The sequence below is a fragment of the Bordetella muralis genome, from assembly GCF_054781015.1.
Window position 1 is genome coordinate 39,596 of the sequence record NZ_BAAGVF010000006.1, and the last position, 25,790, is coordinate 65,385.

General features: G+C 60.6%; 23 protein-coding genes. 10 read left to right on the forward strand and 13 right to left on the reverse strand.

The genetic code is table 11. The annotated features are described in order from the left end of the window. Window positions 1–2: 2 nt before the first annotated feature. From alkB to ACYVIT_RS11210, 4 genes are all read right to left on the reverse strand, one after another. Window positions 3–653: a DNA oxidative demethylase AlkB gene (gene alkB, locus ACYVIT_RS11195; protein WP_415806074.1), complete on the reverse strand. Its 651-nt coding sequence runs from the start codon at window positions 651–653 to the stop codon at window positions 3–5. A gap of 179 nt (window positions 654–832) precedes the next feature. Continuing rightward, window positions 833–1,162, reverse strand: a complete 330-nt coding sequence (locus ACYVIT_RS11200) for an I78 family peptidase inhibitor (RefSeq protein ID WP_415806075.1) — start codon at window positions 1,160–1,162, stop codon at window positions 833–835. Window positions 1,163–1,365: 203 nt separating this feature from the next. After that, window positions 1,366–3,450, reverse strand: coding sequence for an acetate--CoA ligase family protein (locus ACYVIT_RS11205; RefSeq protein ID WP_415806076.1), 2,085 nt, complete (start codon window positions 3,448–3,450; stop codon window positions 1,366–1,368). A gap of 3 nt (window positions 3,451–3,453) precedes the next feature. Next, complete coding sequence (locus ACYVIT_RS11210) at window positions 3,454–4,257, reverse strand: enoyl-CoA hydratase/isomerase family protein (RefSeq protein WP_415806077.1); 804 nt, start codon at window positions 4,255–4,257, stop codon at window positions 3,454–3,456. Window positions 4,258–4,440: 183 nt separating this feature from the next. Here ACYVIT_RS11210 and ACYVIT_RS11215 point away from each other — a divergent pair, with 183 nt between their 5' ends. Continuing rightward, the gene (locus tag ACYVIT_RS11215; protein WP_415806078.1) at window positions 4,441–5,241 is read left to right on the forward strand and encodes an IclR family transcriptional regulator; all 801 of its coding nucleotides are present in this window, start codon (window positions 4,441–4,443) and stop codon (window positions 5,239–5,241) included. 72 nt (window positions 5,242–5,313) lie between these two features. On the opposite strand, the gene ACYVIT_RS11220 is transcribed toward ACYVIT_RS11215, so the two are convergent. Further along, window positions 5,314–6,441, reverse strand: coding sequence for a 3-deoxy-7-phosphoheptulonate synthase (locus ACYVIT_RS11220; RefSeq protein WP_415806079.1), 1,128 nt, complete (start codon window positions 6,439–6,441; stop codon window positions 5,314–5,316). Between the two features lie 110 nt (window positions 6,442–6,551). Continuing rightward, entirely contained in the window at window positions 6,552–7,910 is a 1,359-nt protein-coding gene (gene gorA / locus ACYVIT_RS11225) for a glutathione-disulfide reductase (RefSeq protein ID WP_415806080.1), read from the reverse strand. Between the two features lie 215 nt (window positions 7,911–8,125). On the opposite strand from gorA, the gene ACYVIT_RS11230 reads away from it, so the two are divergent. After that, the gene (locus tag ACYVIT_RS11230; RefSeq protein ID WP_415806081.1) at window positions 8,126–8,422 is read left to right on the forward strand and encodes a hypothetical protein; all 297 of its coding nucleotides are present in this window, start codon (window positions 8,126–8,128) and stop codon (window positions 8,420–8,422) included. Window positions 8,423–8,479: 57 nt separating this feature from the next. On the opposite strand, the gene pdxR is transcribed toward ACYVIT_RS11230, so the two are convergent. Continuing rightward, complete coding sequence (pdxR, locus tag ACYVIT_RS11235) at window positions 8,480–9,985, reverse strand: MocR-like pyridoxine biosynthesis transcription factor PdxR (protein ID WP_415806082.1); 1,506 nt, start codon at window positions 9,983–9,985, stop codon at window positions 8,480–8,482. Between the two features lie 74 nt (window positions 9,986–10,059). On the opposite strand from pdxR, the gene ACYVIT_RS11240 reads away from it, so the two are divergent. After that, a complete protein-coding gene (locus ACYVIT_RS11240) occupies window positions 10,060–10,782 on the forward strand; it encodes a GNAT family N-acetyltransferase (RefSeq protein WP_415806083.1) in 723 nt (240 codons plus the stop codon). 34 nt (window positions 10,783–10,816) lie between these two features. Here ACYVIT_RS11240 and ACYVIT_RS11245 read toward each other — a convergent pair whose 3' ends face one another. Beyond that, window positions 10,817–11,152, reverse strand: coding sequence for a thioredoxin family protein (locus ACYVIT_RS11245; protein ID WP_415806084.1), 336 nt, complete (start codon window positions 11,150–11,152; stop codon window positions 10,817–10,819). Window positions 11,153–11,445: 293 nt separating this feature from the next. On the opposite strand from ACYVIT_RS11245, the gene ACYVIT_RS11250 reads away from it, so the two are divergent. The 5 genes from ACYVIT_RS11250 (at window position 11,446) to ppk2 (ending at window position 16,269) form a co-directional block, all read left to right on the forward strand. After that, the gene (locus tag ACYVIT_RS11250; protein ID WP_415806085.1) at window positions 11,446–13,302 is read left to right on the forward strand and encodes a phosphoenolpyruvate carboxykinase (GTP); all 1,857 of its coding nucleotides are present in this window, start codon (window positions 11,446–11,448) and stop codon (window positions 13,300–13,302) included. Between the two features lie 93 nt (window positions 13,303–13,395). After that, a complete protein-coding gene (locus ACYVIT_RS11255) occupies window positions 13,396–13,917 on the forward strand; it encodes a DNA-deoxyinosine glycosylase (protein ID WP_415806086.1) in 522 nt (173 codons plus the stop codon). Between the two features lie 83 nt (window positions 13,918–14,000). Next, window positions 14,001–14,159 carry a helix-turn-helix domain-containing protein gene (locus ACYVIT_RS11260; RefSeq protein WP_415806087.1) on the forward strand — a complete coding sequence of 53 codons (159 nt, stop codon included), beginning with the start codon at window positions 14,001–14,003 and terminating at the stop codon, window positions 14,157–14,159. A gap of 42 nt (window positions 14,160–14,201) precedes the next feature. Then, complete coding sequence (gene cuyA, locus ACYVIT_RS11265; protein ID WP_415806088.1) at window positions 14,202–15,197, forward strand: D-cysteate sulfo-lyase; 996 nt, start codon at window positions 14,202–14,204, stop codon at window positions 15,195–15,197. A gap of 151 nt (window positions 15,198–15,348) precedes the next feature. Next, window positions 15,349–16,269: a polyphosphate kinase 2 gene (ppk2, locus tag ACYVIT_RS11270; RefSeq protein WP_415806089.1), complete on the forward strand. Its 921-nt coding sequence runs from the start codon at window positions 15,349–15,351 to the stop codon at window positions 16,267–16,269. Window positions 16,270–16,558: 289 nt separating this feature from the next. Here ppk2 and ACYVIT_RS11275 read toward each other — a convergent pair whose 3' ends face one another. Both ACYVIT_RS11275 and ACYVIT_RS11280 read right to left on the reverse strand, forming a co-directional pair. Beyond that, the gene (locus tag ACYVIT_RS11275) at window positions 16,559–17,524 is read right to left on the reverse strand and encodes a 3-hydroxyacyl-CoA dehydrogenase family protein (protein WP_415806090.1); all 966 of its coding nucleotides are present in this window, start codon (window positions 17,522–17,524) and stop codon (window positions 16,559–16,561) included. 183 nt (window positions 17,525–17,707) lie between these two features. Further along, window positions 17,708–19,453: an IlvD/Edd family dehydratase gene (locus ACYVIT_RS11280; protein WP_415806092.1), complete on the reverse strand. Its 1,746-nt coding sequence runs from the start codon at window positions 19,451–19,453 to the stop codon at window positions 17,708–17,710. A 127-nt stretch (window positions 19,454–19,580) separates the two neighbouring features. On the opposite strand from ACYVIT_RS11280, the gene ACYVIT_RS11285 reads away from it, so the two are divergent. Continuing rightward, entirely contained in the window at window positions 19,581–20,585 is a 1,005-nt protein-coding gene (locus tag ACYVIT_RS11285; protein ID WP_415806093.1) for a Bug family tripartite tricarboxylate transporter substrate binding protein, read from the forward strand. 172 nt (window positions 20,586–20,757) lie between these two features. Here the strand turns inward: ACYVIT_RS11285 and ACYVIT_RS11290 are convergent, their stop codons facing one another. Both ACYVIT_RS11290 and ACYVIT_RS11295 read right to left on the reverse strand, forming a co-directional pair. Continuing rightward, entirely contained in the window at window positions 20,758–21,723 is a 966-nt protein-coding gene (locus ACYVIT_RS11290; protein WP_415806094.1) for a 2-hydroxyacid dehydrogenase, read from the reverse strand. A gap of 93 nt (window positions 21,724–21,816) precedes the next feature. After that, on the reverse strand, window positions 21,817–22,812 hold the full coding sequence (locus ACYVIT_RS11295; protein WP_415806095.1) for a Bug family tripartite tricarboxylate transporter substrate binding protein: 996 nt from the start codon (window positions 22,810–22,812) through the stop codon (window positions 21,817–21,819). Window positions 22,813–23,015: 203 nt separating this feature from the next. Between ACYVIT_RS11295 and ACYVIT_RS11300 the strand changes: the two genes are divergently transcribed. Continuing rightward, window positions 23,016–23,933: a LysR family transcriptional regulator gene (locus ACYVIT_RS11300; RefSeq protein WP_415806096.1), complete on the forward strand. Its 918-nt coding sequence runs from the start codon at window positions 23,016–23,018 to the stop codon at window positions 23,931–23,933. An 81-nt stretch (window positions 23,934–24,014) separates the two neighbouring features. On the opposite strand, the gene ACYVIT_RS11305 is transcribed toward ACYVIT_RS11300, so the two are convergent. Further along, entirely contained in the window at window positions 24,015–25,598 is a 1,584-nt protein-coding gene (locus ACYVIT_RS11305) for an aldehyde dehydrogenase (NADP(+)) (RefSeq protein WP_415806097.1), read from the reverse strand. Between the last annotated feature and the right edge of the window lie 192 nt (window positions 25,599–25,790).

Genomic DNA, 25,790 nt, shown 5'->3' on the forward strand with positions numbered 1-25,790 from the left:
TTTCAGCCCGCCCGGCGAAACGTCAGATTGATACGCATGGCGCCCAACAAAGGATGCGTGGCGTCTTTCAACGCAGACACGCCGTGATACCGCAGTCGATCCCGACCTCCCCATACGGCGACGTCTCCGTGCTGCAACGGCACGCGTTGCGCGCGGTCACTTCGTTGCTCCCCGCCAAACAGGAATGTCGCGGGAACTCCCAGCGACACCGATACGATAGGCGCGCTGAAATCCCGTTCGTTCTTGTCCTGATGCAAGCTCATGCGAGCGCCCGGCAGATAGCGGTTGATCAGGCAGGCATCGGGCTGAAAATCGGCAAAGCCGGCAGTCTCCGCAGCCCGCTGCGCCAGCCGTAGAAACGACGCCGGCAAGGTGGGCCAGGGCTGTCCGGTTTGCGGATCCAGCTGGGTATAGCGATAGCCACGCAGATCCGTTGTCCATCCGAGCGCACCACAGTTCGTCAGCGCGACAGACATCCTGAATCCGCCGGGCGTCACCATATGGCGTAGCGGCGCAGCCGCGAATATGGCGTCCAGCTCGGGCAATAGGGCATCAATATAGGGCAGCGCCAAGCCTCGCAATACGACAGCTTGCGGACCCAATTGCACGTTGGCCGGGGCGACTGTATCGGGGGCAAACAGGTCCAGATTCATGGCAAGTCCGCGTCGGCGGGTAGAGGGTGTTTCGTTGCACTGGCCCGCGGTTGCGCCATGATGGTCATACGACCATGGGCGACGAGGCCGGAGTGTGCGTCAGAATCGTTTATGACTCTAATATAGGCATCCTTGCGATGCCAGACACTCCGGCTTTTGCGCTTGAACTCGTTGGGTGCTCAGCCGCAGCGCAACGCGCTGATCGAGCCGTCGCTTTCGACGATCACGTTCAAACGAGTGGGGTTGTATTCCATGGTCATGACCTCGCCGGGTTTCAGCACACGCAGTTGCGTCGCATTGGCGCCCGAACTCAGCGTGCGGTTAAGCGATTCCGAGTATTTTTTACCCACCTGATCTTGTACCGATTGTGCGTCGCAGGTAGTGGCCGTGCCAGCCGACGCGCCACTGCCGCCGTACGTACTGGTATCCGATGAAGTGTGCTGCGTTCCAGAGGAGGCGCAGGCGGTGAGGCCGGCGACGAGGATAACGGGAAACAGCTTGCGCATCATGAGAGAAACTCCTTCTTGCAAATTAGTTGTCAATGATAGACCAGCTTGATCATTGATTTGTTTGCATATGATTCCACGGCGGGCCGGCGGTTCTGCTATTCGCCGGGTGTGTCGGGATCAGGAGGCTATCAGTGCGCCTGAAATTTCCATTGTATGGAATTTTCAGGTGGGGAACGCAAGCCCGTTTCTCCGTCTCTCGGTGCTCAGGCGAGTACGGCAATACCATCCGCGGCACGTACGCCTTGACCTGCAGGCAGCACGAACAGGGGATTGATTTCGGCTTCGACCAAGCGGTCGCCCAATTGTGCGGCCATTTGCGAGAACGCAACGATGGCGTTCGTCAGCGCCTGCAGGTCGGCTTTTGGCCGGCCGCGGAAACCGTCGAGCAGCGGCCATGTCTTTAATTCGCGCACCATGTCGAGGGCGTCTTCGTGGCCGAGCCCTTTGTTGCCGGATGGCAGCAAGCGCATGGTGGTGTCTTTGAACAGTTCGGCAGTGACGCCGCCCATGCCGAGCAGGATCGCCGTGCCGAGCGGATCGCGATGCATGCCGAGAATCAGCTCCGTGCCACCGGTAACCATTTCTTGAACAAGAAAGCGCTGAGGCTCGATGCCTGTCTTGCTTTGTACTTCGTCCTGCATAGCCCGCAGGCGCTCACCGATCTGCTCGGCCGTGAGATTGATGGCGACGCCGCCGACGTCGCTCTTGTGTGTAATTTCACCAGAGAGGATTTTTAGCGCGACACGCGTATTAAAGATACGGGCAGCTTGTTCCGCGCCAGCCGGTGTTGTTACCACGGTTTCTTGCGCGCAGGGCACGCCGAAGCGCGCGAACAACTGTTTGGCTTGCGCTTCGTCCAGCGAACCTGCCGGCAAGTCTGCTACGTCGATCGGCGCAGCAGGCTCCGAATGTGTCGGCTCCCTCCAGTGCGCGTGCTGCAGCATGCCGGCCAGCGCGACGGAACACGCCTCCGGGATGGCGAAAGCCGGGACGCCGCGCTGTGTGAGCAGGGCGCCGACATTTGGCGCGTGAGGACTGACGAAGGCGATCACGGGTTTGTCGCTTTCGGGTAGGCAGTCCTGGATGGCGCCAGCCATCAGCTCCGGCATGGCGAGGCCCGAAGACCCCACGATGATGGCGAGCGCGTCATAGCTGGGACTTGCCAGCAGCGCCCGGATGGCTCCACGCAACAGATCCGGTTGCAGGCCGGCCAGGGTGACGTCGATGGGATTGCGATCCAGCGCGGCATGGTCGCCGGTTTGCAGCGCGCGCAATTGCGCAGCGGTATCGGCATCGGGGACGGGCGTATCAAAACCCGAAATGCCCAGGCTGTCGGACACCAGCGTACCGGCACCACCGGTCGAGGTCAGTATCGCGACGCGATTCCCGCGCAGCACGCGGTCTGTGGCCAGCGCACTAGGGATATCCAGCAAATCGCTGAAAGTCTGTGCGCGAATAATGCCGACTTGCTTGAACAGTGCGTCATACATGCGATCAGCGCCGGCCAGGGCGCCCGTGTGCGACACCGCCGCTTTTGCGCCGGCTTCCGAGCGGCCGATCTTGAAGGCGACGACCGGCTTGCCGGCACGGGCGGCCTTCAGGGCTGCAGTGCGGAATTTCTCCGGATTGCGCACGCTTTCGACATAGAGCGCGATGACTTTGGTGGCCTCGTCGTCAGTCAGGTAGTCAATGAAATCGGCCAAGTCCAGGTCGACCTCGTTGCTGGTCGAAATGAGCTTGGACAAGCCGATTCCGCGAGAGGCCGCGCGGGACAGCAGTGCACCGAGGATGCCGCCGCTTTGCGACACCACGCCGATGGAGCCGGCTGGGAAATGATCCATTTCCAGTGCGCCGCTGGCCGATAGCACGATGTTATCGGTCAGGTTTACCAGACCAATCGTGTTGGGTCCCAGGATGCGCATGCTGCCTGCGGCCTCGATGAGTTCGGCTTGCCGGCGCGCACCCTCCGCACCGACTTCGGTGTAGCCGCTGGCCAGCACGATCGCTGCTGCCGTACCGAGCTGTGCGAGATCACGCACAGCCAAGTGCGCGCGTTCGGCGCCCAGCAGTACGATGCCGACGTCGGGGACCGACGGCAGCGATGCAATGTCGGGATAGCAGGGCAGGCCGTCGATATTATCGACTCGTGGATTGACAGGATAAATGTGACCGGTAAAGCCGTGCTTGCGCAGATAGGAAACAGGGCGGCCAGCGGTCTTTCTGCTATCGGCGGAGGCGCCGATGACGGCTACGCTGCGTGGATTGATGAGGCGGGAGATGGGGCTCATGATCTACTCTTTGCTGGTGCGCTTTTCGGCGGCCTTGGCCAGAAAGGCCATGACCGATTCGCGGTGTTCGGTGCTCGTGTAGCAGATGCCTTGCGCTTGGCTGCCTTGTGCAAACACCTGCTCAGCCGACATTTCGAAACTCTGGTTGAGAATGGTCTTGCCGAGTGCCAATGCGGTCGCGGAGCCTTGACTCAACTCGGCAGCCCAGGTCTGCGCATCGATCAACAGCTGTGCTGCGCTGGTGGTGCGATCCACAATGCCCAACTGCAGGGCTTCTTCGCATTCGACTTTTCGACCCGTGAAAATCAGCTCTTTTGCTTTGGACAAGCCCACCCGGCGCGGCAGGAAATACATGCCGCCACCGTCCGGGACGATGCCGCGATTGATATACGACCAGGTAAAGCTCGCGGCATCGCTGGCAATGATGAAATCGCAGGCCAGAGCGGTGTCTGCGCCCAGGCCCGACGCAGCGCCATTGACGGCAGCAATGGTGGGCTTGGGCATGGAGTGCAGCAACGATTGTGTGTAGTGCACCCGCTGCTGGCGATGCCAGCCATTGAAAGCGATTTCCCCAGCGGGGGCGTTCATACGCCGTTCCATCCCTGCTACATCGCCACCGGCACAGAACCCCTTTCCGTTGCCGCTGAGCACCAACGCGCGGATCGCTTTGTCGGCACTGATGCGTTCCAGCGCCGCGATGAATGCGCTGCGCATATCGTCGCTCATGGCATTGCGTTTCTCAGGGCGGTTAAGCAGCAGTGTGGCAATGCCGTCGGTAACCGTCAGTTCGATCAAATCCGTGGTCATGTCGCGAGTTTTCCTTGAGTCGGCTCAGTCGTTGGCAATGTGGCTTTTCTTGATGCGTTTGCGTCAAACCATTGGTTGCCTTGTGCTAGGTAGTTTAGGTGTCCGAGCCGCAATGTGTATCCCCTAAATTCCATTGAATGGAAATGGTGCTAAGCTGCTGCGTCGCTCTCATTTCGCTACATCATGTCCGATTCTTCTCTCCAGGCTGTGCGCCGCCAGCATCACGAAGACCCTGTGTTGAACCGTTCGTTGGTGCGTGGGGTCGAGATCCTGCGCGCGTTTCGCCCAGGAGCGGATCAACTCGGCAATGGGGAGATTGCGGAAAGGACTCAACTCTCGCGCGCCACGGTCAGCCGTCTGACGCAGACGCTAGTCGAATGCGGGCTGCTGGAGCATGATCGGGTGAGGCGGACTTATCGCCTGGCCACGCCGGTGTTGAGTCTGGCTCACGCGATGCGTGCAGGCTCACCGGTGTTGAATGCGATCGCGCCGTTAATGCGTGCGATGGCCGAGAAAATGCGGATCAATGTGGGGCTGGCGACTGCGGATCGCGACGAGATGGTCTATCTGGAATCCTTTCGGTTTAACCGCAAGGTGGCACTGCGCAGTGTCGTCGCGGGGCAGCGTGTGCCGATGGAGCTCACCTCGCTGGGCAGGGCCTATCTGGCGGTAGTGGATGATGCGCAGCGGCAGGCACTGCTGGAGCAGTTTTGCCGGCGGCGCAGTACTGACTCGCGCCATCTGCTCGACGAAATCGACGCTGCCAAGCTCAGTGTCGATACAAAAGGCTATTGCGCTGCCTCATGGCAGCCGGAGGTGGTGGCAATGGCAACGCCTCTTGTGCTGCCAGACCGTCCCATCTACGTATTGAATGTCAGCGTCAGGACCACGGCCAGTATGTCAGAGACGCAGAAGCAGCTGGGCAGCCCGTTGCTGGAACTCCGCGAGAAGGCGAAGACCGCGTTACTCACTGCTGACGCTTGACCGACTATGGCGGTGACCGCACTCGGCGACATACATGATGTGCCAAGTGCGTGCAGGGTGCAACGACGCTGATCAACCAGCCTTGCGTGCGCGCCGTTTGCGTACGGCCTCGGCCAGATCGGCCAGCACCGGTTCGGTCTGTGTCCAGCCCAGGCAGGCGTCGGTGATCGACACGCCATGACGCAACGGCACGCCGGGTTTCAGGTCCTGGCGGCCGGCCTCCAGATGGCTTTCGATCATGACCCCAATGATGCGCGAATCGCCGTTGGCGAGCTGTGTACCGATATCGCGGGCCACGTCGATCTGGCGCTCGTGCGATTTGTTGGAGTTGGCATGCGAACAGTCGATCATGACTTGTTCGCGTTGGCCTGCGGCCTTCAGTGCGTCGCAACTGGCGTCGACGCTGGCAGCGTCGTAGTTGGGGCCTTGTTTGCCGCCACGCAGGATCACGTGGGTGTCGTCATTGCCGCGCGTCTCGAAAATCGCGGCCATGCCCATTTTGGTCATGCCCATAAAGGCGTGTTTGGCGCGAGCGGCCACGATCGCATCGGCGGCGACCTGCATACCGCCGTCGGTACCGTTCTTAAAGCCCAACGGGCAGCTCAAGCCGGACGCCAATTGGCGATGGCTGGGGCTTTCCGTGGTGCGTGCCCCGATTGCGCCCCAGGCCACCAGATCGGCAATGTATTGCGGGCTGAGCAGGTCCAGGAATTCGGTGGCGATGGGCAAGCCCAATTCGCTGATTTCCAGCAGCAGTTCGCGCGCGCGACGCAGCCCCTCGTTGATACGGAAACTGCCATCGAGGCGCGGGTCGTTGATATAGCCCTTCCAGCCGACGGTGGTGCGCGGTTTTTCAAAGTACACGCGCATGACGATCAGCAGGTCTTTGTCCAGCGATTGTGCGGCGGTTTTCAAACGGCGCGCGTATTCCAGCGCTTGATCATGGTCATGGATGGAACAGGGGCCCACCACGACGACCAGACGGTCATCGCGGCCGTGCAATACGTCGGCGATCTGGGCGCGGGCATTTTCGACGAGGGCCAGTGCTGCGGCGGGAATCGGCAGTTCATCCTGCAGCAGCGCAGGGGAAATCAGTGGACGTACCGCACCGATACGAACGTCATCGATGCGGGTGGTGTCTTGGGTGGAGTCGGCCTGGCCGACTTCACGGTCGTGGTGGGAATCGTCGATACGGGTCATGATGATCTCGGGAAAAGGGGGCCGCGCGCTCGACGGCTACTGCGACAGAGTCGGCAGTGGGCGGATAGAGCGTGCAGAGGGCTATCTGATTGGCGTTGATCGTATCCGGGTCACTCTGCAACGGGTGTGCGCAGGGTGACGAATTCCTCGGCCGCCGTCGGGTGAATGCCGATGGTCTCGTCAAAGACCTGTTTGGTCGCACCCGCTTTCAGCGCGACGGCCAGGCCTTGCACGATTTCGCCCGCGTCGGGGCCAACCATGTGGCAGCCCAAAACGCGGTCGGTGTCGGCGTCAACTACCAGTTTCATCAGCGTCTTTTCCTGGATGCCGGTCAGTGTGAGTTTCATCGGGCGGAACCGGCTTTCGAAACGCTTGATGCGATGGCCGGCCTCGAGCGCCGCCTCGGTCGTCAGGCCGACGGTGCCGATATTGGGCAGGCTGAATACGGCCGTCGGGATCAGATCGTAATCGACCTTGCGATATTCGTCGGGTTTGAACAAACGGCGGGCTACTGCCATTCCCTCGGCCAGGGCCACTGGGGTCAGCGGCACGCGGCCGATCACGTCACCAAGGGCAAGGATCGAGGGTTCGCTGGTGCGATATTCGTCGTCGACGGCGATAAAGCCGTCTTCGTTGAGCGTTACCCCCGTATTTTCCAGCCCGAGGTTGTCCAGCATGGGGCGGCGGCCGGTAGCGTAGAACACGCAATCGGTCTCGATGATTTCGCCGCTTTTCAGGGTGACACTCAGTGTGCCGTCATCGCGTTTGTCGATGCGGGCAATATCGGCGTTGAACCGTAAATCCAGGCCTTTTTTGATCAACTCGTCGCGCAGGTGTTCGCGTACGCTGCCATCAAAACCGCGCAGAAACAGGTCGCGTCGATACAACTGCGTGGTTTGTGCGCCCAGGCCATTGAAAATCGAGGCGAATTCCACCGCGATGTAGCCCCCGCCCACGACCACGACGCGGCGCGGCAGTTCAGGCAGGAAAAAGGCCTCGTTCGAGGTGATGGCGTGTTCTTTACCCGGAATATCAGGGATCTGTGGCCAGCCGCCAGTGGCCACCAGGATATGCTCGGCCGTGTGGCGCTGGCCGTTGATTTCCACGGTATGAGGATCGACCAACCGGGCATGGCCTTCGTGCAGGGTCACACCGCTATTGACCAGCAGATTGCGATAAATGCCATTGAGGCGCTCGATTTCGCGGTTTTTATTGGCGATCAGCGTGGCCCAGTCAAAGCCCGGTTCCCCGACGGTCCAGCCAAATCCCGAGGCTTGCTCGAAATCCTCGTGAAAATGCGCGCCATACACCAACAGCTTTTTGGGTACGCATCCAACATTCACGCAGGTGCCGCCCAGATAGCGGCTTTCCGCAATGGCTACACGAGCGCCGAATCCCGCGGCAAAGCGCGCGGCACGTACGCCGCCTGAACCTGCGCCTATGACGTATAAGTCGAAATCGAAAGCCATTACGAATCCTTGTTACGAGTCTGCATGGTGGGACGCCGTGGCCCACACAATTTCTGAAAAGAACAGTATTAAACCGCTAATCTTAAACCGCCATCCGGCGGGTATGCTGCGGCCTGGCTGGTGGCGCCTCAGCACAGGCCTCGCAGATGGGATACATTCTGACGGTGGTGCCGCCGTATCTGGCGGTGTTCGGGGTGATTCCGTGATGGGAATGCATGCAGACTGAAACTAGTTTCTTTGGCTCGGTAGGCGCCGTGTTAGGCGAGGTGATCCGTGCCATTGTGTCGGGCATCCGCTATGTCTTTAGCGGTCTGGGCTCGGCGATCGGGGATTTTTTCTCGGGCCTGGCCGGCGCATTGGGAATGAGCTCGTCGATATTTCATTTCGCGCTGCTGCTCCTGGGCCTGGTCTTGCTGTGGTCTGCGGTCAAGGCCTTTATGGGGCGCTCCATTGTGTCGGGATTGTTCTGGTTGCTATTGGCGATGCTGTTGTTGTCCGCTCTGATCAGTTAGCACGAGCCGAGGCCCGCTCCTGGCTGGGGCATTTTCCGGCGAGCGGGATTGTCGTCCTTATGCCGTGCGCCCTGCAGTGGTTTCCACGATCAGTTTGGCAAGCCGCTTGATGAGGGGCTCGAACAGATCCGCCGAGGTATTGCCATAGCCCAGTACCAGTCCATTGTCTTCTGCAGTCGGCTGCAGGGCAAAGGCCGACAGGGCCGTGGGCGCCATGCCCGCCCGCCGCGCCGCAGCAGCGAGTTGCCGGTCTGGGATGTCTGGCGGCAGTCTCAGGGTCAAATGCAAGCCGCCTTGTCCGCCTAATACTTCATGCGAGACCGGCAGATGCAAAGCCAAGGCCGTTCGCAACGCGGATTGCCGGTCGCGATAGAGACGCCGCATGCGGCCCAGATGGCGGGCAAATTGGCCGCTTTCCATAAAGTCCGCCAGGGCGAGCTGTTCATGCCGATGGCCGCCGCGCAGTAATTCGTGCACGGCAGTATGTAACGAGCCCGTCAGCCCTTCGGGCAATACGAGGAATCCGACGCGCAGGGCGGGAAACATGGTTTTGCTGAACGTGCCGATGTAGACCACCGGGGCGTTATCCGCGAGCCCCTGCATCGCAGGGATCGGATCGCCCTGGTGGCGGAATTCGCTGTCGTAATCGTCCTCGATGATCCAGGCGTTGTTGCGCCGGGCGCGATCCAGCAGGTCCAGGCGGCGAGCGGCGCTCAGCACGGCGCCCGTCGGATATTGATGCGAGGGCGAGGTGTAGATCACGCGTGGCGTATGGGTGTGCCAGAGCGCGGCAGGCGCAGCCAGGCCCTCGGCATCAACGCGCACCGGTATCACCTGCAGGTCTCCTGCCTGGAGTGCTGCTTTGATCCCTCGATAGCCCGGGTCCTCCACCCAGGCGATATCGCCGGGATTGCTCAGCAGCCGTACGCACAGGGTCAACGCCTCTTGGGCGCCCTCGGTAATCAGGATCTGCTCTGCCTTGCAGCGCACGCCGCGGGATAAACCCAGATGTCGGGCGATGGCTTCACGCAGCGCCGGCTCGCCCGCGGGCTCGCCATAGCCCAGTGTGCTGGCGGGCATATCACGCAGCGTACGGTCCAGCGTACGGCGCCACGCGTTGAGCGGAAAATGATTGAGCGCCGGCGTCCCTGGACGCAATGCCATGCCAGCCTCGACGCGGCGGGGCGATGGCGTCAATCGGCTGACGCGTTGCGCGGCGCCGGCGCCTGTGGGGGCGGGGGCGACCCGCGCCGTCGGTGCCGCTGGCAGCGCGGCGACCCGCGTTCCCTGACGATCCGCCCGGACATAGCCCTCCGCGGTCAATTGCCCATAGGCCAGCATCACGGTATTGCGCGAAATGCCGAGCTGTTCTGCCAGAGCACGCGATGCAGGCAACCGGCTACCCGCGGGCAGCCGCCCGTCCAGAATGGAGGCCTTCAGTCTTTGCAACAATTGCCGCTGCAGCGTGTGGCCATCCTGAGGAGGCGACAGCGGGCTGTCCAGCAATGGGGCTGGTGTATCCATGGCACCATCAAATAGTCTGATATTGGATCTTTTTACCATGCCACGATTCAGCTAGCCTTATGGCCTGTATTTGCATGACACCGTTGTCCACCGATCATCAGAAGGAACTACGTATGCCGTCGACCAGCGCCTGGACTCAACAGCCCGTGGGCGATCCCCTCCCGAATTGGACCGCGCGTCCGCGGCCCCCGCATGAGGCGATCGCGGGACATTACTGCCGGCTCGAGCCGCTGGATGCGGCGCGTCATGGCGCCCAACTGTATGCCGCGTTTCGCCAGACGCCTGACGATGCTGACTGGACATATACGCTGGCCGGGCCATTCGCCGACGAGGCCAGCTATCTGGCATATGCGCGTACGGTGCAGACCTCTGAGGATCCCCAGTTTTTTGCCGTTATCGATTCGGCTACGGGACAAGCGGTCGGCACCTTGGCCGCCATGCGCATTGATCCGGCCAATGGCGTGATCGAGGTAGGCAACGTGGCCTATTCGAATCTGCTCAAACGCACGCCTGCCGGCACGGAGGCCCAGTATCTGCTGATGCGCCGGGCGTTTGATCAACTCGGCTATCGCCGCTATGAATGGAAGTGCGACAGCCTGAATGCGCCGTCGCGTGCCGCTGCGCTGCGCATGGGATTTCAGTTCGAGGGGATTTTCCGGCAGGCCGTGGTTTATAAAGGGCGCAATCGGGATACTGCCTGGTTTTCCATCATCGATTCGGAATGGCCGGCCGTGTGCAGCGGCTTTGAGCAATGGCTCGCGCCGGATAATTTCGACGCCGAAGGGCGTCAACGCCGCCGGCTGTCAGATTTGATCGAGTCGGCGCGGACGGCTTGACCGTCCGAGCACCGGATAACTGGCCACCTGAACGTCAGGGTAGCTCTGCGGGGTAACTATCCAGCGCCAGACTGATCTGCTGGCGCAGGTCCCATTCCGCCAGCGATGCATTGACGGCGCCGTAATAGGCGCCGTCGCGCACGAGGAATAGGGCGGGCAAATGAAAGACCTCGTAGCGTTCGACCAATCCCCCGTTATCGCCCGCATCGATCCAGCACAGGCGCTCGACCGGCAGGTCCAGCTCGGGCAACTGTTCCCGCGCGATGCGGCACGTGCCGCAGGTACGGCTATGAAAGGCCAGCAGCGACAAGCCCGGGGCATCCAGCAGGTAGCGGTCAGCAGTACTATCGTTGAGTTCGATTTGTTGCATGGGAAATGGGCGGCTGAAAATCGCTATGTTATCGGGGTTTACCCTGTTTTCGCGAAACGAATACCGCGGAATGCAGTACGCTCGACGACTTCTGAATTCGCGTCAAGGCACTCGTGCATCTGTTCATCCTATCCTCGTTGACGATACAACAGACATACGATGTTGCATTCCTGATGCCCCGAATTGGTTCGGCGGGCGTGCGGGCAAGTAATATTGCGAAATCAGATAAATAGATGAAATGCGGGTCCTCATGGGGGACCCGCATCGTTTTTTTATTAAAGGAGATGGTCCCGATGAATAAGCCGTTCGACGGAGAAGTCGCCTCGCTTAACGTACCCGAATACGTCAAGCACAAGGGGTTGGTCGAGTGGGTGGCGCGTGTGGCTGCGCTGACAAAGCCGGACAATGTGGTCTGGTGCGATGGTTCCCAAGAAGAATACGACCGACTGTGCGAGCTGATGGTGCAGGCAGGCACCTTGCGACGATTGAACCCGGAAAAGCGGCCGAATTCGTACCTGGCCTGGTCCGACCCCTCCGATGTGGCGCGCGTCGAAGACCGCACCTTTATCTGCTCGCAGCATGCCGAGGACGCCGGTCCTACGAACAATTGGGCTGATCCCGCTGAAATGCGCGCCACGCTGAATGGCTTGTTTGAGGGTTCCATGCGTGGGCGCACGATGTATGTCGTGCCGTTCTCAATGGGGCCGTTGGGCTCGGATATCGCCCACATCGGTGTCGAGCTGTCTGATAGTCCCTATGTCGTGGTCAACATGCGCATCATGACCCGCATGGGCCGCGCCGTGTTTGACGTGCTGGGCAGCGATGGCGAGTTCGTGCCTTGCGTGCATAGCGTGGGCGCCCCGCTGGCAGCAGGCCAGGCCGATGTGGTGTGGCCGTGCAATCCGACGAAATACATCGTTCACTATCCCGAAACGCGCGAGATCTGGAGCTTTGGCTCGGGTTACGGCGGCAATGCCTTGTTGGGCAAAAAATGCTTTGCCTTGCGGATCGCGTCGACCATGGGCCGCGATCAGGGCTGGTTGGCCGAACATATGCTGATTCTGGGCGTGACCTCGCCCAAAGGCCGCAAATATCACGTCGCCGCGGCATTCCCGTCGGCGTGCGGCAAGACCAACTTTGCCATGTTGATCCCGCCCGAGGGTATGGACGGCTGGAAGGTCTCCACCATCGGCGACGACATTGCCTGGATCAAACCGGACGCCGAAGGCCGCCTGCGTGCCATCAACCCCGAAGCGGGTTATTTTGGCGTGGCGCCTGGCACCAGCGAAAAGACCAACTTCAATGCCATGGCCACGTTGAAAGCCAACGTCATTTTCACCAACGTGGCGTTGACTGATGACGGCGACGTCTGGTGGGAAGGCATGACCGATACGCCGCCCGCGCATCTGATCGACTGGCAGGGTCAGGATTGGACGCCCGCGAGCGCGAAGGAAACTGGCCGCAAAGCCGCTCATCCGAATGCGCGCTTCACTGCACCTGCCTCGCAATGTCCGTCCATCGACCCTGAATGGGAAAACCCCAAAGGCGTCGTCATCGACGCGTTCATCTTTGGCGGCCGTCGCTCCACCACCGTGCCGCTGGTCACCGAGGCCCGTAATTGGGTCGAAGGCGTCTACATGGCGGCCACCATGGGCTCTGAGACCACGGCTGCGGCCGCAGGCCAGCAGGGCGTCGTGCGCCGCGACCCGTTCGCCATGTTGCCGTTCTGCGGCTACAACATGAGCGACTACTTTGGCCATTGGCTGAAACTGGGCAAACGCCTGCAGGATGCAGGTGCCAAGCTGCCTCACATCTATTGTGTCAACTGGTTCCGCAAAGGGCCGGATGGCAAATTTGTCTGGCCGGGTTTTGGCGACAACATGCGTGTTCTGAAGTGGATGCTGGGCCGCATCGATGGCACGGCCAATGGTGTCGAGCAAGTATTCGGCGTATCACCCACGTATCAGGACATCGATTGGACCGGCCTGGAATTCAGCCCGGATCAGTTCCAGCAAGTCATCTCGGTCGATGTGAAATCGTGGCGTGATGAATTGGCGCTGCACGATACCTTGTTCCAGCAATTGGCACAGGGGCTGCCGGGTGAATTGCCGGGTGTGAAGTCGTCGATCGAGACGCGTCTGGCTGCGTAATACGGACGGCGTGTTTTCATCGTCACGTTGCAGGAAAAACGCGGCGCCTGGATACTGTCCGGGCGCCGCGTTTGCTATTGGGAGCTTTCCGCTGTGCCGGTTTCAAGTCATGTTTCGGGCTTTCCGCCACTGATCTCCCGGCATGCGCGGGTGCTCGTGCTGGGTACCATGCCGGGGGTGGCATCGCTGCGCGAGCAACAATATTACGCACATCCGCGCAACGCGTTCTGGCCGATAGCGGCGCAGTTGTACGGCTTTGGCGCGCAGGCCTCGTATCAGGTGCGTTGCGAGGCATTGAAGGCAAATGGGATAGCGCTGTGGGACGTGCTGCAGGCCTGCGAGCGTCCCGGCAGTCTGGATGCAAATATCCTCGCTGCCAGCGTGGTGCCGAACGATTTCGAGATGCTGTTTCGCCTGCATCCGGGCATAGAACGCGTCTGTTTCAATGGCGCCAAAGCCGCGGCGTTGTACAAGCGGCACGTGCTGCCGGCGTTGGGACTCTCGCGCGAACTGCTGTACTTCGAATTGCCGTCAACCAGCCCGGCGCATGCCGCCATGAGCCTGCAGGACAAGTCGACGGCGTGGCGGCGAGCCCTGGACATGCCTGTGCCATAGCCATGCACTGCACGCGCCGGTCCAGGTTGCAACGCTACAATCCCACCATACCGGTTCTTCCGCCAGAAGGGGTGTGAACGGATTTGCGGCAGCTCGTATATTTTTACTATGCCGCTGAACTAGGCAGCTTCACTCAGGCGGCGTTAATGTTGGGCGTCGGGCAGCCAGCGCTGGGCCGCCAGGTGCGGCGCCAGGAGCTGCGTCAAACCTGCGGAGCCCGGCGCGGCATGTCACGACACTGAGGTCTTTTTGTTTCGCCAATCCACCACTGGAGTTATCGATCAATGAATCTCGCCAAATTTCCGCGTAAACGGTTGGGCCATTTTCCGACGCCGCTCGAACATATGAAAAATCTGAGCGAATATCTGGGAGGGCCGGACATCTACATCAAGCGCGATGATTGCACTGGGCTCGCCACGGGAGGCAACAAGACCAGAAAACTGGAATTCCTGATCGCCGACGCGCTCGCCAAAGGCGCCGATACTGTCATCACCCAAGGCGCTACGCAGTCCAATCACGTGCGCCAAACCATCGCGGCTGCTGCCATCGTCGGCATGAAAACCAAGGTGATTCTCGAGGCACGCGTTACCAACCTGGACGAGGAATACGCCGAGTCCGGAAACGTGATGCTCGACAGACTGCTGGGTGGCGAAATCGTCGCGCGCGTGCCGGCGGGTACCGATATGAATGCTGCCATGGCAACATTGGCCGACGAGCTGCGTGCAAAAGGTTCGAAGCCCTACATTATTCCCGGCGGCGGCAGCAACCCTATCGGGGCTTTGGGTTATGTCGCCTGCGGTATGGAAATCATGCAGCAAGCCTATGATCTGGGACTGAATATCGATTCGGTGGTCCATGCCACCGGCAGTACCGGCACGCAGGCAGGCTTGCTCGCGGCGTTCGAAGGCACGCAAAGCGGCATTCCCGTCATGGGCATCAGCGTGCGCGCAAAAAGGGCCCCTCAGGAGGCCAATGTGCTGAAGTTGGCTAATGAAACCGTCGCGTTGCTTGGGCTATCGACAAAAATTCAGGCGTCCGCCTCACGCGCCGATGACGGCTACGTGGGTGATGGCTATGGTCAGCCCACGCCTGGAATGATCGAGGCCCTGACCCTGTGCGCGCAGAAAGAGGGCATTTTGCTCGATCCTGTGTATTCAGGAAAAGGCATGGCCGGGCTGATCGGTCAAATTCGCGCAGGCCAGTTTACGCGTGGCCAGAATGTCGTGTTCGTTCACACGGGCGGGTCGGTCGCGCTGTTTGGATATCGATCGGTGCTTTGATTCAATGGGCGGGAATGCCGAGGCCGGCTGCTTGTGAGTCAGCCGGCCAAGCCCCCAGCCTCTGACGAAATCCGCCGTGCAACAACGCTGTCAACAATCCTTCATCTGCGCCCGCTACGCTGTCAAAAACGGGTAAAGGATCTCTGACGCCATGAATTTTGAAGACCGCGACGAACTGCGACGCCGCATCGAAAACGATTTGCTCGACAGCCTGGACGAAGAGCTGGAGCTGGAAATCGAAGACCGCACCTATGATCTGGCACAGCAGGAGGGTGGCGTTGCCCCGGGAAATGAAACACACGCCCAGCGAATAGCCTATTTCCGTGAGCTGTTTCGTCTGCAAGGCGAGTTGGTCAAGCTGCAGAACTGGGTCGCATCGACTCGGCAAAAAGCGGTCATCATTTTCGAAGGACGCGATGCAGCGGGCAAGGGCGGCGTGATCAAGCGCATCACCCAACGCCTGAATCCCCGCGTATGCCGCGTAGTTGCCTTGCCCGCACCCAACGATCGCGAGCGTACACAATGGTATTTCCAGCGTTATGTTGCACATCTGCCTGCAGCCGGGGAACTCGTGTTGTTCGATCGCAGTTGGTACAACCGGGCAGGCGTCGAGCGCGTCATGGGGTTCTGTTCGGACGAGGAATACGAGGAGTTTTTCCGTTCGGTGCCGGAATTCGAACGCATGCTCGTGCGTTCCGGGATCAAGGTCATCAAATACTGGTTCTCGATCACGGACGAGGAACAGCATCTGCGCTTTCTCGGCCGTATCCACGATCCGCTAAAGCAATGGAAGCTCAGCCCCATGGATCTGGAATCGCGCCGCCGCTGGGAGGATTACACCCGCGTCAAGGAGGCGATGTTGGACCACACACACATCAACGAGGCGCCGTGGTGGGTCGTGCCTGCCGACAATAAAAAGCAGGCACGGCTCAATTGCATCCACCATCTGCTGTCGCAGTTTCCCTACCAGGAAGTCGAACGTGAAGAGGTGATCTTGCCGGAGCGCGTGCGCAACAAGGACTATATCCGTCATCCGGTGCCAAGCGAGATGATCGTGCCCCAGGTGTATTGAGGCCGAACAGCATCACGATATCGCGCCCATAGCGGTCCGACAGCATGCCGGCCACCGGGCACAGCAACAGGATCACCAGCCCCGACACCGCGGTGCAGAGCTGCCCATCATGGCCGCAAGCTGCGCGCTCATGCCGACGAGGTCGGCAAAATACTTGAGGAGGTGATGCTGGTCCCCCTGAACCACACCGAACGCCAAGCGCTTTCGAGTGGCTCGAGAAAATGTCGGTCTGGGTCAAGGGCGACGGCATGTCAGCCGAATTGGCAAAGCGATTGAAATCCGGGACCGATCAGGGATCTATCGGCGGCAGTTCATCCGCAATCAAATCGAGTCCTGCGCGCAGCAATCGATCATAGCGCGCACGCTCAGTAGCGATACTTTCAGGCGTCCATTCATAAAAGCCTTGGCCTGCCTTCATTCCGTGCCTGCCGTCCGCGGCGCGTTCGGTGAGACAACGCGCAGGCGTATCGCTGTTGCAGAACGAGGGATACATCGTGGCGCCTGCCGCCGCGTGCACCTCGATTCCGGCATGATCGCGCTGTAATACTGGGCCGGCGGCCAGAAACCGGAAGCCAAAACCGAATCTCACAGCCGCATCGACATCCTCGGGCGAGGCGATACCGCGATCGATCAGATCAAATGCCTCGCGTGACAGCGCATGCTGCAAACGATTGGCCAGAAAACCAGGCAAGTCTTTCAATACCTTGACCGGGACCATGCCGCAACGGCGCATGAAAGCAATCAGGGCATCGGCCTGCGCGGGATCGCTGGCGTCGCACAACACCACCTCGACCAGCGGCACGAGATGCGCGGGCATGAAAAAATGCAGGCCCAACATACGATCGCGTGTCTTGAGTCCCTGGCCGATCGCGCTGATCGGAAAGCTCGAGCTATTGCTCGCCAGAATGGCATGCGCAGACGCACGTTGCTCCAGGTCTGCAAATAGGGCTTGCTTCAGATCCAATCGTTCTGGAATGCATTCGATCACCAACGCGACGCTGTTCCAGTCGACACTATCCAGATCGGGCGCTGTGTGTACATAATCCGCCGCCTCTGCGCGTCCCGCTGCGGCCAGATTAGCGGCGACGCGCGCAGGCAGGGCCTGGGCGCGCGCGGCATCGGGTTCAATGACGGTAGTGCGGCAATGCGCACGTGCCAGGACGACGGCCACGTCAGCGCCCATCGTGCCGCCACCTACCACCACGGCGTGCGTAGCGGCGGGGTTTGTGAGCAGCGGTTGAGGTAATGAAGACATCATGTTTCCTTTGATGGGCGGCGCGTTGAGTCATTGCGCACGTCTCGAATGCGTGGCGGATTCGACCGGATGCTAGTCAGCCCCTCGGCTCTATGACCAGGGTATCTGCAACACTGCGAATGCGAGAGAGAGGCGGTACAGCATTGTCCATCAATCCGGCGAAGGCAGGTGCAGTGGCATGGCCTAAGCCTTGCCGGGTACGCTTTCCTTCGTATCTGTGGCTCGCAGGAAATCAAAATCCACGCCTTGATCGGCCTGCGTCACGCTCTGCATATACAGCTTGCGATAGCCTCGTTCCCCGGTAGGGCGCTCGATGGGATGCGCAGCGGCGCGGCGGGCGAGTTCTTCATCGCTGATCAGCACGGCGATTTCTCGATTTTTCACCGACAGCCGGATGCGATCACCTGTTTGTATATGCGCCAACGGCCCACCCACCGCTGCCTCCGGCGTCACATGCAGCACAATCGTGCCCGCTGCCGTACCGCTCATGCGGCCATCGGAAATCCGCACCATGTCTTTGACGCCGGCCCGAGCCAGCTTGCGCGGAATCGGCATATAACCGGCCTCCGGCATACCCGGCCCACCGGTCGGGCCAATGCGCTTCAAGACCAGCACGTCATCCGCCGTGACGTCCAGGTCATCGTCGTCAATGCGATTGGCCATATCTTCGGCGTCCTCGAACACGACGGCCCGGCCTTCATGTTCCATGAGTTTGGGGTTAGCCGCCGATTGCTTGATGATGGCGCCACCGGGGGCCAGGTTGCCGCGCAAAACGGCCAGGCCGCCCACCGGATAGATCGGCGAATCGAACGGGCGAATCACGTCCTGCACGAAGGGGGCTGGCGCGGCGTCGAGCTCCTCGCCTAGCGTACGCCCCGATACTGTGAGCGTATCCAGATGTAGCAAGGGCCGCAGTTCACGCAGCAGCGCCGGCATGCCGCCCGCTTTGTGAAAGTCCTCCATGTAATGTTGGCCGGAGGGCTTCAAGTCGACCAGTACAGGAGTCTCGCGACTCAGGCGATCCAGGCCGGCCAGATCGATATCGATGCCCAGCCGTCCCGCCATTGCGGTCAAGTGCACGATGCCATTGGTTGAGCCGCCTACTGACAGCAGCACGCGCAACGCATTTTCGAATGCCTTGCCCGTCAAAATCCTGTCGGGCGTCAAACGGTTGGTCGCCATAGCGACAGCAGTGGTGCCTGTCTGCTCCGCCACGCGCATACGGTCAGCCGTGACGGCAGGCGCCGAGGCGCCACCAAACACCATGATGCCCAAGGCCTCGGCCAGGCACGCCATCGTGCTGGCCGTTCCCATCACCGAACAGGTCCCAACGCTGGCCACCAGTTGATTATTGACGTCGGTGATTTCCTCGGCGTCGATCTCCTCTGCACGGTAACGGCCCCAATAGCGGCGGCAGTCCGTACACGCGCCCACGCGTTCGCCGCGGTGCGAGCCAGTCAGCATGGCACCCGTGACCAATTGAATCGCCGGCACGCCTGCCGACGCGGCGCCCATCAATTGAGCGGGCACGGTCTTGTCACAGCCGCCGATCAGCACCACGGCATCCATGGGCTGCGCGCGAATCATCTCCTCGGTGTCCATTGACATCAGGTTGCGCAGATACATGCTCGTCGGCTGCGAAAAGCTTTCATGCACCGAGATCGTGGGGAAATCTACCGGCAACCCGCCCGCCAGCATCACGCCGCGTTTGACCGCCTCGATCAGCTGCGGGGCATTGCCATGACAGGGGTTATAGCTGCTGCCCGTATTCGCGATGCCGATCACGGGGCGAGACAGGGCGTCCTCCGTATAGCCCGCACCCTTGATAAAGGCTTTGCGCAGGAACAGCGAAAAGCCCGTGTCTCCGTAATTGGTCAGCCCTTTGCGCAGGCCAGTGGCGGGGGAATCAGGTTTTTTTGAGGAAGCCATTGTCATCTCAATAATATTATTGATAATCTATGGGCGATCATATCCGGGCCTTCTCGCGTAATGCAAGTACCGGAGGGTGGATCGACGCCAGAAACACATTCAACCACTAACCTGGCAGGAGACACACATGTTTTTATCGAGCAAGCGTCCCCCCGCAAGGCGGGCATTTCTGGCCTGTGCCTTGACCTTTTGTGCGAGCCTGGGCTTGCCCACCGTCGCTGCTGCCGCGGGCTATCCCGAGCGTCCCGTGCGTATGGTGGTGCCTTATCCGCCCGGCGGGGCAACTGATGTGATCGGCCGCGTCATGGCGCAGGAACTGTCGCTGGCACTGGGCCAGCAGTTCGTTGTCGAAAACCGTGCCGGCGCGACGGGCAACATCGGCGCAGATCAGGTCGCGAAATCGGATCCCGACGGCTATACGCTGTTGCTCGGCGCGTTGACGAGCCATTCCATCAATGCAGAGCTCTACAAAGGCAAAGTCCCTTACGACATCGAAAAGAGCTTTGCCCCGGTTTCTATCGTCGGTTCGGTGCCGCTCGTGTTTGTGGTGAATCCTTCGGTGGAAGTGAAGTCGCTGCAGGAATTCATCGATTTAGCCAAAAAGCGTCCGGGCTATTTGACGATGGCTTCATCGGGCAATGGTTCGCCCCAACATCTGGCCACCGAAATGTTCAAGAGCATGGTGGGCGTAGACGTCCTGCATGTGCCATACAAGGGCAGTGGCCCGGCGATGACCGATTTGATGGGCGGGCAGGTGCTCAGCATGATCGAGACCGTACCCGCCGCGCAGGGGCACGTGAAAGCCGGCAAACTACGGGCCCTCGCGGTGGCGTCAGATCAACGCGCAGAGGCCTTGCCTGATGTGCCGACGACCGCCGAAGCAGGTCTGCCGAATTTTCAGGTGAGCTCCATGTTCGGCATCGTGGCGCCTGCCGGAACGCCGGACGCTGTCATTCAGAAGCTGAATGACTCGCTCAAGCAGATCCTGGCCAAGCCCGAAGTCAAGGCCGCGCTGCTGAATCAAGGGGCGGTCGCGACATGGACGACGCCTGCGGATGCGGCTGCGCGCATTAGCGCGGAGCGGGCGAAATGGGCGAAAGTGATTGCAGACGCCGGGGTGAAAGGCGAGTAGGTTGCCGCGACGTGCACGGCCGTGCGGGCGGGACTGCGCATGACCGCGCCGCCGCGGGTGCTCGATGCGCGGAGCACGTGAGCGTGCGAAACCGCCATATGCGCAACGCAGGCTGCACCACGAGATGAAAACAAATACCCAGCATGATGAGGGTCATGCTGGGTATTTGGCATCAGACCACGCGTGTCAGTACTTCGCCTTTCTGAAACCAGCCATCGAGATTACTCAACACCAGATCGGCCATGGCCTGCCGAGTCTCTTCCGTACCGCTGGCCAGATGCGGAAAGAGCACGACTTGGTCCATGTCCAATAGCGCCTGCGGCACTTGAGGCTCGTGTTCAAACACGTCCAGGCCAGCGCCCGCGATACGGCCGTCTTGCAAGGCCTTGATCAATGCAGACTCATCGACAACGGTACCCCGCGCCACGTTGATGAGGTAACCCTTGGGCCCCAGCGCATTGAGCACAGCATCATTAATCAGATGTCGCGTCTCTGCTCCACCAGGCACAACCACCACCAGAAAATCGCTGTCTTCGGCCAGTTGGATCAGATTGTCGTAATAGCGATAGTGATCCGGCACATCGCTGCGCGCGCGGCGGTTGTAATACGCGATGCTCATGTCAAAGGCTTCGGCGCGTTTGGCGACCTGCAGGCCGATGCTGCCCAGCCCGACGATGCCGCAGCGTTTGCCGCTGGGTTTGATCGTCAGCGGAAAGACTTCGTTGAGCCAATGGCCCTCACGTACGAAACGATCCGCCAGACAGAGACGGCGCGACACGTTCAAGATCAGTGCGAGTGCGGTGTCCGCGACGCAATCGTTCAATACGCCCGGCGTATTGGTCACGACGACGCCGCGTGCCTTGGCGGTGCTGATGTCGATGGGATCGTAGCCTACACCCTGGCTGAAAATGCCTTCCAGCTTGGGCAGGCTATTGATCAGTTCTGCCGATGCGCCATGGCGTCCGCTGGTGACAATGCCACGCACGGTTTGCCCTTGCGTTTGCAGAAAGCCGGTTTGGTCTTTGATTTCCCACCAGCGGTGCAAGCGGTAATGGCGATCGACGTGTTCAGTGATGGCGGGTGGCATGGGGCCCACCATCAGTACGTCGATGAGATCCGTGGAGACAGCATCAGTCATGAAAAATCCAATCTATAGGGGTTTCAAAGACCCGCTTTGTCCTCTATGTTCCGATTCTGAAAGAGGGCAGCGGGTCCTTGCGTATGAAACTGCTTATTGTGCAAGCAGACCGCGTGCCTTGATGATTTCGCCATAACGCGCGCGTTCGCTCGAGGCCAGTTGCGCCAACTCTTCAGGCGTTGAGCCATGAGCACCTGCACCTTGGGCCAGCAGCTTTTGCTTGATGCCTTCCTCGTTGGCGACATCCCGAATGGCTTTCGAGAGTTTGTCGACGATGGCTTGCGGCGTGCCTGCGGGCACTAGCACCGCGGTCCAGGATCCACCTTGGGCATTCTTGATACCGGCCTCGTCGATCGTGGGCACATCCGGCATCGCGGGCGATCGCTTGTCACCCGTGACCGCCAGCGCGCGCAGCTTGCCGGCTTGGACGAACGAATTGGTTTCCAGCACAGAGGCGAACAACATATCGACGCGGCCGCCCATCAGGTCGCCCATGGCGGGGCCACCGCCTTTATAGGGAACGTGCAGCAACTCGGTGCCCGTAGCCAATTGGAAAACCTCCGCCGTCAGGTGAGGCGCGCCACCTGTGCCCGAACTGGCAAACGTATGTTGGCCCGGCTCGGCCTTGGCCAGGGCCACCAGGTCTTGCACCGTCTTGACGTTCAGCGAAGGCGGCACGACCAGCACAAAAGGCAGGTCCGAGAATAGCGACACCGGCGCGAATGCCACCGCTGGATCCGTCTTCAGCTTGTAGATCCATGGGTTGATAGAGAGCATGCCCGAGTTTGCGAACAGCAGCGTGTAGCCGTCAGGATCCGCACGCGCAACCAGATCGGCAGCGATTTGCCCACCTGCACCGGCCTTGTTGTCGACGACGATAGTCTGGCCCAAAGTCTGTCCCAGGCGTTCGGCCAGGATGCGGGCCGAAATATCGGTCCCCCCACCGGGCGAGAACGGAACAACCAGCGAAACAGGACGATTGGGGTAATCGCCTGCCGCCTGGCTGGCAACGGGAAAACATGCTGCGACCGCCAGGGTCAGTGCGCCCGTGATCTGGGCGCGAATACGGGAAATCCGCTTTGCTTTCATGCGTGTGTGTCTCCGCAATACCGTTTTTGAATTGATCTTTAACTGAGCCGCTCTCGCTGGGTCGCAGCGGGCATGCTTTCTGGTTTACGGCATCTTTGAATGATGCCAACGGCAAAAGTATAGGGGCGCTGACACCATTCAATACCAATTGAGCTATAAATAACATTGCCCGATACACATATTGAATGGATGGATGCGGCAGTATGGAACTGCGTCAATTGGAATGTTTTGTCGCCGTGGCGGAGGAATTGCACTTTGGCCGGGCAGCGGCGCGCTTGCGCATGACGCAACCGCCGCTCAGCCGGCAAATACAGCTGCTGGAACAGGATCTGGGCGTGACGCTGCTCGAACGCCATAGCCGCGTTGTCAGGTTGACTGCGGCGGGGCAGCGTTTGCTGCGAGATGCGCGTCATCTATTGGATTATTCGGCACGTGCAGCGCTCGCGGCGCGGCGTGCTGCGCATGGCGAAGCGGGTCATCTGACCTTGGGGTACACCGCGGTGGCAGCCTACCGTTTGATGCCGGCGATGCTGATGCGTGCGCAGCAGGTGCTGCCCGACGTCAATATCCAGCTGCGCGAAATGGTGTCGAGCGATCTGGGCCGATTGCTATTGGCGGGCGAACTCGACGTCGCGTTGACGCGGCATGTGCCCATGCATCAGGGGTTGGAGAAACGGTTGATGGAACGCGAAGCGCTGATATTGGCGCTGCCCGCCGGTTCTCCGCTGTGTGCGATGGATACCGTGCCGCTGCGTGCCTTGCATCAACAGCCGTTGATACTGTATTCGCCAGGCGACAGCCGATATTTCCATGACCGCATTGTCGGTGCGATGGGCCTGGCCAATATCGCGCCGCGTTATGTACAACGCGCCAGCCAAACGCATACTTTGGTTGCGCTGGTCAGGGCAGGATTGGGATATGGCATCGTGCCGGATTCGGCGCGAGAGCTGCATTTCGAGGGTGTGGAATATCGCCCCATCGCGCAAAAGAACCTGTACGCAGACATTTATCTGGCGTGGCGGCAGCAGGCGGACAATCCTACGGTAGAGGCGTTCCTGGATCGCGTCGCGGGACGGGATGGGATGAAGAACGGGCCCGATACCACGCCGGATGACGATTGAATCGGTGACGCAAAAAAATAACGCCGGCTTCGATGGCGAAGCCGGCGTTATCGTGGTGCTCTACCGTGTTTCTATCCAGGATCAGGGCTTTTGCGGCGCGCCGTCAACCAGACGCCACAGACCCAGCGGATTGGCCTGTTGAACCGCCTCGGGCAGCAGCGCGTCAGGCAGATCCTGATAGCAGACCGGACGCAAGAAACGATCGATCGCCGTCGTACCCACCGACGTGTACATCGCATTGGACGTCGACGGGAACGGACCACCATGCACCATGGCGTAGGTGACTTCCACACCCGTGGGGAAGCCATTGGCCAGAATACGGCCAGCCTTGCGTTCCAACACCGGCACGAGCGTACGAGCCGCCTCGACGTCGCTGGCTTCGATCTGCAGCGTGCTGGTCAACTGGCCTTCCAGGTGTTCGGCGATCTCGCGCATCTCCGCGACGTCGCGCACGCGGATCAGCAGCGAGGCGGGGCCGAATACTTCGGCTTCCAACGCTTTGTCTTTCAAGAATCGCTGTGCATCGGTGCTGTATAGCGCGGCTTGGGCACTATTGGGGCGGCCTTCGTTGCTTTGGCCCTTGGCCACGCACGATACGCCTTCGACAGCGCTCAGTTGCGCCACGCCGGAGTTATAGGCGTCGGCGATGCCCGGGGTCAGCATGGTGCCGGCCGGTGCGGGTTGCAGCGCTGCAGTCACCGCAGTCTCAAAGCGCTTCAGATCCGGACCGTCGATTGCAATGACCAGACCCGGATTCGTGCACAGTTGACCCACGCTGCCGGTCAACGAGGTAGCGAAGCCTTGTGCAATGCTTTCTGCGCGGGCAGACAACGCGCCCGGGAACAGGAACACGGGGTTGATGCTGCTCATCTCGGCATAGACGGGGATCGGCTCGGGGCGGGCATTCGCGGTGCGAACGAGTGCCAGGCCGCCTTGGCGCGAGCCGGTAAAGCCCACGGCCTTGATCGCGGGGTGTGCAACCAGCGCATCACCCAGGGTGCGGCCTGCACCGAACAGCAGCGAGAACACGCCTTCGGGCAGGTTGTTGTCTTTGACGGCCTTTTGAATGGCGCGGCCCACCAGCTCCGACAAACCGGGGTGACCGCTATGCGCCTTGACTACAACCGGGCAGCCCGCGGCCAATGCCGAAGCGGTATCGCCACCGGCGACCGAAAATGCCAACGGGAAATTGCTGGCGCCGAACACGGCGACCGGGCCGAGCGGCACGCGCGCCAGGCGCAGGTCCGAACGGGGCAGGGGCTTGCGTTCCGGTTGGGCAGGATCGATGGTGGCGTTCAGGAACAGACCATCACGCACGACTTTCGCGAACAGACGCAGTTGGCCAACGGTACGGCCGCGCTCGCCTTGCAGGCGGGCTTCTGGCAGGCCGGTTTCGGCCATGCCGCGCGCGATCAGTTCGTCGCCCAGCGCCATGATGTTGTCGGCAATGCTTTCCAGGAAAGCGGCGCGCTGAGCCAGCGGTGCGGCGCGATAGGGATCGAACGCCGCGGCGGCCAATTCGCAGGCGCGATTGACTTCGTCCTTGCCGCCCATGCCGAATTCAGGCTCGATGTGTTCGTTACGAGCCGGGTCAAACGCGCGCTGTGCGCCCAGCGTGCCGCGCACGGCGCTGGCGCCGATGAGCATCTCACCAGTGATAGACATGGAAAAGTCTCCTGAAGCTGAATTGAATGGATTCCGGAGGGAGTCCGTATAAACGTTCTAGTATAGGGAAAGATCGTGGCCGGCCTGAGGGTTCTTTTCTGATTCAGTCAGAAAAAACATCGATCCATACAGGAATTGAATCAAATGGTGGGACGAAAGGCGTGGGAAACGCTCCTCGAGGGGCAGCGCTTT